Annotated in this window: 11 protein-coding genes; 9 read left to right on the forward strand and 2 right to left on the reverse strand. The window is 41.0% G+C overall.

Annotated features, from left to right (window positions below; translation table 11 throughout):
• From ACR5KR_RS05895 to ACR5KR_RS05915, 5 genes are all read left to right on the forward strand, one after another.
• Nucleotides 1-882, forward strand: coding sequence for an EboA family metabolite traffic protein (locus ACR5KR_RS05895; RefSeq protein ID WP_448265805.1), 882 nt, complete (start codon nucleotides 1-3; stop codon nucleotides 880-882).
• 81 nt (nucleotides 883-963) lie between these two features.
• On the forward strand, nucleotides 964-1,926 hold the full coding sequence (locus ACR5KR_RS05900; protein ID WP_448265806.1) for a TatD family hydrolase: 963 nt from the start codon (nucleotides 964-966) through the stop codon (nucleotides 1,924-1,926).
• Nucleotides 1,927-2,046: 120 nt separating this feature from the next.
• Entirely contained in the window at nucleotides 2,047-2,979 is a 933-nt protein-coding gene (eboC, locus tag ACR5KR_RS05905; protein WP_448265807.1) for a UbiA-like protein EboC, read from the forward strand.
• Between the two features lie 295 nt (nucleotides 2,980-3,274).
• A complete protein-coding gene (gene eboE, locus ACR5KR_RS05910; RefSeq protein WP_448265808.1) occupies nucleotides 3,275-4,501 on the forward strand; it encodes a metabolite traffic protein EboE in 1,227 nt (408 codons plus the stop codon).
• 239 nt (nucleotides 4,502-4,740) lie between these two features.
• Nucleotides 4,741-6,114 (forward strand): alkaline phosphatase family protein, encoded by a 1,374-nt coding sequence (locus ACR5KR_RS05915; protein ID WP_448265809.1) that lies wholly within the window; start codon nucleotides 4,741-4,743, stop codon nucleotides 6,112-6,114.
• Between the two features lie 278 nt (nucleotides 6,115-6,392).
• On the opposite strand, the gene ACR5KR_RS05920 is transcribed toward ACR5KR_RS05915, so the two are convergent.
• Complete coding sequence (locus ACR5KR_RS05920; RefSeq protein WP_448265810.1) at nucleotides 6,393-6,983, reverse strand: hypothetical protein; 591 nt, start codon at nucleotides 6,981-6,983, stop codon at nucleotides 6,393-6,395.
• A gap of 304 nt (nucleotides 6,984-7,287) precedes the next feature.
• On the opposite strand from ACR5KR_RS05920, the gene ACR5KR_RS05925 reads away from it, so the two are divergent.
• The 4 genes from ACR5KR_RS05925 to ACR5KR_RS05940 all read left to right on the forward strand — a co-directional run bounded on the left by ACR5KR_RS05925 (nucleotide 7,288) and on the right by ACR5KR_RS05940 (nucleotide 10,643).
• Nucleotides 7,288-8,781, forward strand: coding sequence for a catalase (locus tag ACR5KR_RS05925; RefSeq protein WP_445627355.1), 1,494 nt, complete (start codon nucleotides 7,288-7,290; stop codon nucleotides 8,779-8,781).
• Between the two features lie 686 nt (nucleotides 8,782-9,467).
• A complete protein-coding gene (locus ACR5KR_RS05930) occupies nucleotides 9,468-9,893 on the forward strand; it encodes a hypothetical protein (RefSeq protein WP_448265811.1) in 426 nt (141 codons plus the stop codon).
• 219 nt (nucleotides 9,894-10,112) lie between these two features.
• Nucleotides 10,113-10,337: a DUF433 domain-containing protein gene (locus ACR5KR_RS05935; protein ID WP_445627353.1), complete on the forward strand. Its 225-nt coding sequence runs from the start codon at nucleotides 10,113-10,115 to the stop codon at nucleotides 10,335-10,337.
• Between the two features lie 3 nt (nucleotides 10,338-10,340).
• Entirely contained in the window at nucleotides 10,341-10,643 is a 303-nt protein-coding gene (locus ACR5KR_RS05940; protein ID WP_448265812.1) for a hypothetical protein, read from the forward strand.
• 20 nt (nucleotides 10,644-10,663) lie between these two features.
• Here the strand turns inward: ACR5KR_RS05940 and crtR are convergent, their stop codons facing one another.
• Nucleotides 10,664-11,554 carry a beta-carotene hydroxylase gene (gene crtR / locus ACR5KR_RS05945; RefSeq protein WP_448265813.1) on the reverse strand — a complete coding sequence of 297 codons (891 nt, stop codon included), beginning with the start codon at nucleotides 11,552-11,554 and terminating at the stop codon, nucleotides 10,664-10,666.
• Between the last annotated feature and the right edge of the window lie 63 nt (nucleotides 11,555-11,617).

Here is an 11,617-nt window from a genome sequence, read left to right on the forward strand (position 1 = left end):
ATGAGTAAAGTAAACAAATTACTGCATCACTGGCTGTTAAAGTCTGTTTCAGAGAAAGCTTTTACTTGGTTGGAACAGAAGCAAGCACAGATTGCTAGCGGCGCTGCTGAGAGAGTGTTTTTTACGGCTTTTAGTGCTGTGCCGCGTTATCTAGGTAAACAGGATTTGCAGCTAACATTCCAGGACTTGGAAGCAGCAGAGGATCTGATTCCCGGCTGGTATCCTGGTAATTGGAGTGTAGATCGAGCGGGTCGCACACTTTTGCTTTTAGCTTTGCCCCACGATGATGCTGAAGTCTATGTGCGATCGCTCGATCGAGTCTTCTCCACTGCCGATATGGGGGAGTTAGTTGCCCTTTATCAAAGTTTGCCACTTTTACCACACCCAGAGTTACATCGCCATCGTACTGCTGAGGGAATTCGCAGCAATATGAGTAATGTATTTCAAGCTATAGCACTACGTAACCCTTATCCAGCAAATTACTTAGATAATGCTGCTTGGAATCAGATGGTGCTAAAGGCTGTGTTTGTCGGCAGTCCGTTGCATCTAATTTGGGGTCTAGATCGGCGTGCTAACCCAGAATTGGCGAGGATGTTGGCAGACTATGCCCATGAACGTTGGGCAGCTAAACGCTCAGTTACGCCAGAACTTTGGCGACCTGTAGGACGGTTTGCCGATAGCGCCATCATCACAGATTTAGAAAAAGTACTAACTAATGGGGATATACACGAGCAAGAAGCAGCAGCGTTAGCTTGTGCTGAATCTCCTTTACCCCAAGCGCAAGCATTACTTTCTCATTACCCAGATTTACAGTCATCCATTCAACAAGGTAATCTGACTTGGAGCAGTTTTAGCCGCGATCGCCTCTTTGTTTACAAATAAAAGGGAGTGGGGAGAGACGCGATTAATCGCGTCTGTACAAGGGAGACGAGGAGGAAGGACAAGGAAAATGCCCCATGCCCAATGCCCAATGCCCAATGCCCCATGCCCAATGCCCAATTCCCAATTATTAAAACCATGATGTATATCGATCCTCACATTCACATGTGTTCCCGTACTACTTACGATTACTTAGTAATGCGGGAATATGGAATTGTCGCCGTTATTGAACCAGCTTTTTGGTTAGGACAACCCCGAACTAACGCTGGCTCATTTAAAGACTATTTCAGTAGTCTTGTGGGCTGGGAACGGTTTCGTGCTAGTCAGTTTGGCATCCAACACTACTGCACAATCGGCCTAAATCCGAAAGAAGCTAATAATGAAGCGCTAGCAGCTGAAGTTATGGAACTGCTACCACTTTATGCCTGTAAAGAAGGAGTTGTTGCCATTGGTGAAATTGGCTATGACGATATGACGGAAGCAGAAGATAAGTACTTTTGTCAACAGTTAGAATTAGCCAAAGAACTCGATATGTTGGTACTAATTCATACTCCTCACCGTAATAAGAAGGCAGGTGCTAGTCGGAGTATGGATCGCTGTATTGAATATGGCTTAGATCCTTCACAAGTAGTTATCGATCACAACAACGAAGAAACTGTTGAAGAAGTATTAGGACGAGGTTTTTGGGCGGCTTTCACGATTTACCCACAGACGAAGATGGGTAACGCTAGGATGGTTGAAGTTGTCCGTAAGTATGGATGCAATCGGATCATTGTAGATAGTAGTGCTGATTGGGGTATTAGCGATCCTTTGGCAGTCCCAAAAACGGCTCAGTTGATGTTAGATAGAGGTATTCCTGAAGAACATGTGCGGGCAGTTTGTTATGAAAATGCCCTAGCTGCTTATAGTCAAACTGGGCAGATGAAAGCTTCAGATTGGCTCAATCCTCAATCTATCGATCAACGCCAAATGTTCAGTGGGAATTCTGTGCTACGCGGACAAGAACCAGGAATAAAATCAGTTTCAGATTTTGTGTTGATTGAATAGAAAATTGGGGAGAGACGCGATTAATCGCGTCTGTACAAAAGAAGAGGAATTGCATAAATATCTGGTTAATCTGTAATATGCGGTTTATTTTGAAAAATTACTAGGCAGGGGGGCAGATAAGTGAATGTTGCAAGCTTAAATTTTCAAAGTTGGCGGGGTTATCTGGAATTGATGCGTCCTGCTAATATTGTTACTGCTTGGGCGGATATTCTTCTTGGTTTTGCTGCTTCCGGCTCTGGAATTATTTTTACCAAATTAATTAATGGCGAAGCAACTTTTGCCATCTTAATTCCATTAGCTTGGTTGTTATTAGCTACAACTGGTTTATACGGTGGTGGGATAGTTTTTAACGATGTTTTCGATGCTGAATTAGATGCCAAAGAGCGACCAAAGAGAGCAATTCCTAGTGGTCGCGTATCTCGTCAAAATGCTACTTTATTGGGTAGTATACTGTTTGCAATTGGGATTATAGCTGCTTTTCAAGTATCGTTGTTGAGTGCTGCGATCGCTATTTTTATCACTCTTTCATGCCTCCTCTATAACTCATTTGCCAAACATCATCCTTTTTTCGGCCCTTTAAATATGGGTTTGTGTCGTGGCAGTAACTTATTATTAGGTGTAAGTGCTGTACCAGAAATAATCGGAGAACGTTGGTATTTAGCGCTGATTCCTGTTCTTTATATTGCTGCTATCACCGCAATTAGTCAGGGTGAAGTTCACGGTGGTAAGAAGATTACGGGAGTACTCGCGCTGCTGCTAATTGCAATAGTTTTGACAGCAGTTTTAGCTTTAGGATTATTAGAAGAGTATACAGCGATCGCAGCCTTACCATTTGCTATTTTCTTAGCTATCAGAATCTTGCCTAACTTTATCAAAGCAGCGCGCGAACCGATAGCTGAAAATATTAGAAATGCTGTAAGAATAGGCGTTTTATCTCTAATAGTATTAGATGCAACCATTGCATCTGGTTTTGCTGGTTTGTATTACGGTTTATTCGTTTTAATTTTGCTACCATTTTCGATGAAGTTAGCAAAAGTATTTGCTGTTACTTAAATTTGAATGTATACACCCAGTAATACCATAATGTATACACCCAGTAATACCATTAATTGGCTCTAGGGGCGCACATCTATGCGCCCCTCATTATGAATATGTAGCAAGTAGTTTGCGAAATAGTTTAAGCCAAAGATAAGTTAATGCGCCTCTATATTGCATCCAATATTTTCAGTATAGACCGTCATTAGTCATTTGTGTTTCTAAGGACAAAGGACAACCCTCACTAGTTAATGTGCAATTTTATTTGCGTAACAGCTTAACAGATTACATATACAAAGAATAGAGGTAGAAAATGAAAATTACAAACAACAATAATTTTCACTTAACTTATTGCAGTAATATTCATCCTGGTGAAAGTTGGCTAGAGGTTTTTGCCAATTTAAAGAAGTATATTCCCGAACTCAAATCACGTTTATCGCCTACAGAACCTTTTGGTATTGGCTTGAGGTTAGCAGATGTTGCTGCAAAAGAACTTTTAGAAAGTAATAACTTAGCTCAATTTCAAGCTTGGCTGACTCAAGAAGATTTATATGTTTTCACCTTAAACGGATTCCCTTATGGCGGATTTCATCGACAGGTAGTAAAAGACCACGTTTATGCACCAGATTGGTCTACACAAGAACGGGCTGATTATACATTAAACTTGGCACACATTTTAGCTAGTCTATTACCCCAAGGACTTGATGGCGGAATTTCTACACTACCATTATCCTATAAACCTTGGTGGATAAAAGACCAAGCAACTTTTGAGACAGTTATAAAAAAGAGTTGTTTGAATATAGCATCAGTTGTTATAGAAATGATTCGCATCTATGAAGAAACGGGCAAGATCCTTCATATTGATTTAGAACCTGAGCCTGATGGTTTAATTGAAAATACTTCAGAAGTAATTGATTTTTATCAAAATTGGTTATTGCCAATAGGTGGTAGTTATTTATCAGATAAGTTAAATATTGAGCAGGATTTAGCAGAGACTAAATTGCTAGAACACATTCGGATTTGCTATGATACCTGCCATTTTTCAGTTGAATATGAGCAGCCACAATCTGTATTTACGCGTTTGCAATCAGCAGGAATTAAGATTGGTAAAATTCAAATTAGCGCTGCGATTAAAGTAAAAATACCTGCTGAGATTGAGAAGCGGAGTTTGATAGTTGAACGCTTACGTCCTTTTGCAGAATCTACCTATCTTCATCAGGTAATAGAACGTCGCAGCGATGGTACACTCCATCATTATCCTGATTTAATAACTGCATTACCAAATTTAGAGCAATCTCTAGCTGAAGAATGGCGCACTCACTTTCATGTGCCAATTTTTATTCATGATTATCAAATTTTGCGATCTACACAAGATGACATTGCTACTATTTTACAGCTACTTAAAACAAACAACGCTTGCTCCCATTTAGAAATTGAAACTTACACTTGGGATGTATTGCCGTCAGAAATGAAGATAGATTTGCTAACTTCTATTCAGCGTGAGTATGAGTGGGTATTAAAATTAATTCGTAATTCGTAATTCGTAATACTTCGGCTCCCAACTCTTGGAGAGGCTGCGCCCGAAGCGTAGCTATGCCGCAGGCTTTACGACTTCGCTACCTCGACTCCGCTCGGCACAAGTCAGGGCAAGACGCTCAGTACAAGTTCGTAATTCGTAAATTAGGATTTTAACTGGGTTTTTTGATTGAAATCTGTAGAGATGCACTATAGCGCATCTCTAGTTATTTTTTAAAGTTCTTATAAGAGAGGATTAAGTTTATGCAAAAAACGGTTGTTCTAAATGTAGTGGGATTAACGCCTAGCTTACTAGGAGAAAATACGCCGTTTTTATCTTCTTGGGCTGCTAAGGGGCAGGTAGCGTCTATTGGAAAAGTGCTACCTGCTGTAACTTGTTCGGTTCAGGCTACTTATTTAACAGGAAAATTGCCTAATGAACATGGTATTGTCGCTAATGGCTGGTATTTTCGCGATGAATGTGAAGTGAAGTTTTGGCGGCAATCTAATAAACTAGTGCAAGCTCCCAAAGTTTGGGAAATAGCTAAATCAATCGATCCAAATTTCACTTGTGCCAACCTTTTTTGGTGGTACAACATGTATTCTTCAGTAGATTATGCGATTACGCCGCGCCCGATGTATCCCGCAGATGGGAGAAAATTACCTGATATTTATACCCATCCTAGTGATGTGCGATCGCAAATTCAATCTGATTTAGGAAATTTCCCTTTGTTCGATTTCTGGGGGCCAAAAACTACCATTAGTTCTAGTCAATGGATTGCCAATTCCGCAAAATGGATTGAGGAACGTTACAGCCCGACATTATCACTAGTTTATCTACCACATTTAGATTACTGTCTGCAAAAGTTTGGTAACAATCAAACACAGATTCAAGCAGATTTGCGAGAAATTGATGCTGTTTGTGGCGATTTAATTGAATATTTTCAAGCACGTAATACTCAGGTAATTATTCTTTCTGAGTATGGTATTACCCCAGTTTCTAAAGCTGTGGATTTGAACCGGGTACTACGGGAAAATGGTTTAATTGCTGTGCGCGAGGAATTAGGGCGAGAACTACTCGATTTTGGTGCTAGCATTGCCTTTGCCGTTGCCGATCACCAAATTGCTCATGTATATGTCAACGAGCCGGCGTATATCCCGAAAGTGCGATCGCTTTTAGAAGCGACTGAAGGCGTAGCGCAGGTATTGGATGAAGAGGGAAAACAAGCCTACCATCTCGATCATCCGAGATCGGGAGAGTTGGTGGCGATCGCTGGGTCTGACGCTTGGTTTACCTATTATTATTGGCTCGATGATGCTAAAGCCCCTGATTTTGCTAGAACTGTAGATATCCACCGCAAGCCTGGTTACGATCCTGTAGAACTTTTCCTCGATCCGCAAATAAAATTTCCTCAAGGAAAAATTGCTCTCAAGTTACTTAAAAAACAACTGGGTTTTCGCTACTTAATGGATGTGATCCCTCTGGATGCTTCCCTGGTGCGTGGTTCTCACGGTAATATTACCAGTTCTGTTGCGAATGGGCCTCTATTTATCACCCATCAAACTCACCTAGTTAATGAACATCAAATTGAAGCGACAGATGTTTGCTCGTTGATTCTCAAACATTTAAATCAGTAGTAGCAAGTGGAGAAATTCTGGTCAGGGTGATTGCGCCATAACGGCTGAATTCAAAAATCAAATCGGATTTCTATGGTAGTGCTAAAGTAAATCACGACTCGCACGCGATCGCACCCACCCAAGCCAGAGGATCGAAAACGGTGTGCTGCTGTCTCATTAATCAGTACGCCTTTTCAAGGCACAGCTGCCCTGTGAGATGTCTTCAGTTGCCGTTTCAAAGATAGCGACAAACATCCTGAAAAATTTTTCAGGATGTTTAACAAAATAACAAATTTCCTTCATCCACAGCGACCTCTCATTTCGCCGTAATACCGTTCAACATCAGAACGGTTTAACGCTTTATTACTTTCTCGTTTGAGTATGTCCTGTCCTGCTTGCTCGTAGCAATTACCAGAGCTACTGGTTGAGTTGCTAGACAAAGCTCCTATAATTGTGCATCCGCCAAACAAGAAAATTAAGAAGCCCCAAACTACCAAACTAATTTCTTTTTCTGTCTTTCGAGCCTCTTTTTTGAGATCCTGAGATGCTTCTGCACTCATTGGTGGACTAAAGTCAGGTATCGTTGGGGTTTCTGTATTAGTTAAGCTAAATCTTTCGCTCCAGAGTACTGGACTAGCTTCTGATTGACGCGCATATATCTTGATGTGATTAACAGATTCAGGAGCTAACGACATTAAGCCTTTGCGGATAGTACTGACTAGCAATTCTTGGTTCGGGACTTGTGACGATTCCAAGATGATTTGTAAGCAGTCGTCTTTTTTGGCGACTTTAGCAACAATACGTTTTTCTTTTAAAGAGTTATTTATCAGCGCCGCGATTGCGTTTGCGTCACCTTGTTTTGCAAGAGCTAGTATGCTTTGTGAATTCATTTAACTATTTTTCAACAGCTTGTATTTATAAAGCCCAAAACCACCTGACGCTTAACCACTTGTTGAAAAATTTTTCATAAGCCAAACGAGGATGCTCACCCGTCCTCGTTCGGAATGGAAGCCTAAATATTACTCCCAAAGATACAAAAAAATTCCTTATAATTCATAATCATATCGAGTATGTTTTATATATAAACTCGTTATGACTATGAATTAGTTGTTCTATCAGTAGGCATCCGTCAATCTACTGAGTAAAATGTACTGTGGGCAATCTAAGTAACTTACATGGAGAGCTTCTTGAACCATGACTGAACCCCAAAACTTGACAACTGCTGACGGTATTCCTGTTGCTGATAACCAGAACTCACTCACGGCTGGAGCGCGCGGCCCTGTATTAATCCAGGATTTCCACCTCTTAGAAAAGCTGGCTCATTTCAACAGAGAACGTATTCCTGAAAGAGTTGTCCACGCTAAAGGTGCGGCTGCTTTCGGTACTTTTACTGTCACCAATGACATCAGCCGCTACAGTAAAGCCAAACTTTTTTCTGAAATTGGCAAGAAAACGGAAGTTCTCTTGCGCTTTTCTACAGTCGGAGGAGAAAAAGGTTCAGCAGATGCCGAGCGCGACCCTAGAGGCTTTGCGATCAAGTTTTACACTGAAGAGGGCAACTGGGATATCACAGGTAACAATACCCCAATTTTCTTCATCCGCGACCCCCTGAAATTTCCTGATTTTATCCACACCCAAAAGCGCAATCCCCAAACTAATTGCAAAGACCATAATGCAAGATGGGATTTTTGGTCACTCAGTCCAGAATCGCTTCACCAAGTGACGATTCTGTTTTCAGACCGGGGAATACCCAAAACCTATCGACACATGGACGGCTTTGGTAGTCATACCTTCAGTTTGATTAACGCTGATGGCGATCGCGTTTGGTGTAAATTTCACTTTAAGACTCTGCAAGGGCATCAAACCTTGACGGAGGAAGAATCAGCTAAGATTAAGGGTGAAGATCCCGATCATGCGACTCACGATCTGTTTGAAGCGATCGCTCAAGGTGATTATCCTAAGTGGCGGATGTGTATTCAGGTGATGACCGAAGAGCAAGCAGCAAAACATCCTGATAATCCTTTTGACTTGACCAAAGTTTGGAAACACTCAGATTATCCTTTAATCGAAGTCGGGATATTAGAGCTAAATCGTAACCCAGAGAATTATTTCGCCGAAGTCGAGCAAGCTGCTTTTAGCCCTAGTGCAGTGGTCGGGGGCGTTAGTTTCTCTCCAGACAAAATGCTGCAAGCTCGGATCTTTTCTTACCCAGATGCTCAACGGTATCGCTTGGGTGGTAACTATCAGCAACTACCTGTCAACCAGCCCAAATGTCCAGTGATGCATTATCAGCGAGATGGCTTTATGGCATCGGGAAACAACCACGGTAGCGTTCCTAACTATGAACCGAATAGTGCTGAGGGTACGCCCAAAGAAAATCCAGCTTATGCAGAACCACCTAGTCATTTGGGCGATGTCACAGTCGATCGTTACAGTCATCGTGAAGGAAACGACGATTACACCCAAGCAGGTAATTTGTATCGGTTACTAACTCCTGAACAGCAAGAGCGTCTGGCTAAAAATATTGTCGGTAGTCTCTCTCAAGCAAGGGAAGACATCCAAATGCGCCAACTTTGCCACTTCTTCCGGGCAGATATTTCTTATGGTCGTCGTGTAGCTGAAGGATTGGGCATTTCAATCGATCCCTCAATGTTTTCTCCAACTGCTCAACCTGTAGGTAATTGGTAGCCTTATCCAATTTTGTGGGGTGGGCCGAAAAGCCATTGGCGTCAACGCCCTTCGGGCAGGGAAAAGGTTAAAGGGGAAAGGGAAGCCCATAACTAAAGTTATGGGCTTGAAGTAAAAACGCTTCGCAAGGGTTTGGGGTAAAGGGGAAGGTGGGGTCTCAAGAAGGGGATAAGGGGAGGGTGGGGTACCAAGAAGGGGATAAGGGGTGGGGGAAAGGGATAACACAAGAGTCCTGTTCCTTCTTCCCTTTTACCTTTACCCTTTTCCCTAAGAGTGCAAAAATATATTTTTGCAAGAGGTCTATTATCTGGTTATTGGCACACAGAGAAGTAGGGGAAATAACAAGCTACAGCAGAACATCGATATACGCATTAATAACGAATCAGGCGTGGAAGGATTAGGGGATGCTTACAAGTAGAAGCACTCTAAGTCACCTACCCGGATGCAAAAGTTCAGTTGTGGCGTGAGGATGAACAGACGCTCGTTACGAAAGTTTATGCATATGCACTTTGCTAAGTGAGAGTATCTTAATAATGTAGGAGTTTGCATTCATGATATTCAAAAATTTTTTAGACAAAATCTATCCATATCTTTGGATAGTAAGAAATCAAAGCATTTTTGATACATGCAACTGTTCACCTAAGTTAAGAAAAAAATTAAATAATTATTCTGTGGATAGATAATATATGAATATTAGTAAGCATTCCGATTTAGAAATAGAGATTTTACTTTTGGGGAAATGGCGTTTTAATACTGGTTCGGAAAAAATAACTATTGAATTTAAAGATGATATGACTTATGAACAAACCAGGATTCAAACATTACTTTTATCTAAACCTAAAGAACTTCTAACAGGTAATAAATTTACTGGAGTATGGTACGTTAGTCAAAAAAAGTTGTATTTAAATGTTAAAACTATGCCCAAATCATTTTTTAATTTTAAAATTCCATTAGTTTTTAAGATTTCTATTGCAGATATGGTAGCTACTTTAGGTTCAATGTTTGTGGCAGAAATGTATGAGGTTATTAGAATTAATAGCTCTAAATTTCTCATAAAAGATAAAGAGCAATCAATTGTTGGGACAAAAATAAATAATATTAGGAAGTACTAGAGAATGTTGACAAGCACGCACGAGCAGATTTGATGGCATATTTATTTGATAATACATTGCCATCCTTTATATTTAATTGTAATACTAATTTTTATGAGGCTGCGCTAAATAAGGCTTCAAGAATAAAGTCGTAAGAAGTGACAATGGAATATATGATGAGATTTACGAGAGAATCAGAGCTAGGATCGGAAGGTAATTTGTCGCACGCATACTAACTATATGACATCCACATCGCGTGTTGTTCATAGCGACCCTGATATATTGGGGGGAACCCCTGTTTTTGTTGATACTCGTGTGCCGCTAAAAACCTTAGTCGATTATCTGGAAGCGGGTGACTCACTTGATGAGTTTTTAGAGCACTTTCCCAGTGTCAGCCGCGAGCAAGCGATCGCCGCTCTCGAATTAGCAAAGGAAATGCTGACCGCTTATGCGAATTCTGCTTGATGAATGTGTTCCACGACCTTAAAACGCGAACTCACTGATTATGAGGTACGCACGGTTGTGGAGATGGGATGGTCAGGCAAAAAGAATGGTGAGCTATTGCAACTAATGGCGAAGGAGAATTTCACAATTCTCCTTACAACAGACAAAAACTTACGGTATCAGCAAAACTTGCAACAGGCTGGAGTTGCTGTTGTTCTCATCGCGTTTAGTAATCGCCTGCCTGATTTACTTCCTTTGATACCCAGTGTTCGTAGTATTCTAGCTACGATCGCTCCAGGTGTGGTTGTTGAAATAGCAGATTTTTGACTGAGCTTCATAGAACAACTCTATTCTTTTTGATGATGAAATCTAATTCCTAAAAAAATGTCATAAACAAACTCAAAAAAGTCTTTTTTCTGCAACAATCCTGAAGTTTGATAACATCCTTTTTCATCTAAAAGCGGTTTCATTACATAGTATGCAGGTTGATAATTATACCAAGGAATAGAAGGCCACAAATGATGAATTAAGTGGTAATTCTGTCCCATAATCAAGATATTGAGAATTGGGTTAGGATAAACGCGAGCATTTTTCCAGCGATCGCGCTCCGCAAAAGGACGATGGGGTAAATAGTCAAAAAATAATCCTAGTGCTATGCCGACCACAAAAGCCGGTATAAACCAAAAATTGAGAATGTAACCCAAAAAGTGGTACTGTACTGAAATATAAACAATCGCACCGACAATTAAGCGGCTAATGAACCATTCTAATAGTTCATATTTACGCCACAATCGCCGTTGAAAGAAAAACACCTCGTGGTACAAAAAGCGCACTGCAATCAACCACAACGGCCCACCTGTAGAGACATAATGATCTGGATCGTCTTTGGGATGATTGACATGACCATGATGCTGTAAATGCACCCGCGTAAATACAGGAAAAGCAAAAGCTAGCATCAACGCACTGCCATGTCCTAACATCGCATTTATCACCCGATTGCGATGGGCAGATTGGTGACAAGCATCATGAATTACGGTTCCAGCACAATGTAATGCGATCGTGTTAACGCAAAAGCATAGCCAGTGCGGCCATTCCCAGAGCCAGTAACCAAAGTTGGATAACACCAGCATAGCCACAGCAACACAAAACAGCAGCAGCGTCGGATTGAAATCACCAGGAGGCGCTAAAAATTCCTTGGGTGGGATTGTCAGTGGCTTTTGTGCCTCCGATGCGATCATCTCTAATATTGACTCCTTTTTGAGCAGACATTACGAATATACGATAAATATTATTGAATAATA

It is taken from the genome of Nostoc sp. DSM 114159, assembly GCF_053470285.1.

Excerpts from the sequence above, each read along its gene's own strand:
- ACR5KR_RS05895 (WP_448265805.1), top strand. The coding sequence starts at position 1 with ATGAGTAAAGTAAACAAATTACTGCATCACTGGCTGTTAAAGTCTGTT.
- crtR (WP_448265813.1), bottom strand. The coding sequence starts at position 11,554 with ATGATCGCATCGGAGGCACAAAAGCCACTGACAATCCCACCCAAGGAA.
- ACR5KR_RS05900 (WP_448265806.1), top strand. The coding sequence starts at position 964 with ATGCCCAATGCCCAATGCCCCATGCCCAATGCCCAATTCCCAATTATT.
- ACR5KR_RS05940 (WP_448265812.1), top strand. The coding sequence starts at position 10,341 with ATGTGTTCCACGACCTTAAAACGCGAACTCACTGATTATGAGGTACGC.
- ACR5KR_RS05930 (WP_448265811.1), top strand. The coding sequence starts at position 9,468 with ATGAATATTAGTAAGCATTCCGATTTAGAAATAGAGATTTTACTTTTG.
- ACR5KR_RS05925 (WP_445627355.1), top strand. The coding sequence starts at position 7,288 with ATGACTGAACCCCAAAACTTGACAACTGCTGACGGTATTCCTGTTGCT.
- ACR5KR_RS05920 (WP_448265810.1), bottom strand. The coding sequence starts at position 6,983 with ATGAATTCACAAAGCATACTAGCTCTTGCAAAACAAGGTGACGCAAAC.
- eboE (WP_448265808.1), top strand. The coding sequence starts at position 3,275 with ATGAAAATTACAAACAACAATAATTTTCACTTAACTTATTGCAGTAAT.
- ACR5KR_RS05915 (WP_448265809.1), top strand. The coding sequence starts at position 4,741 with ATGCAAAAAACGGTTGTTCTAAATGTAGTGGGATTAACGCCTAGCTTA.
- ACR5KR_RS05935 (WP_445627353.1), top strand. The coding sequence starts at position 10,113 with ATGACATCCACATCGCGTGTTGTTCATAGCGACCCTGATATATTGGGG.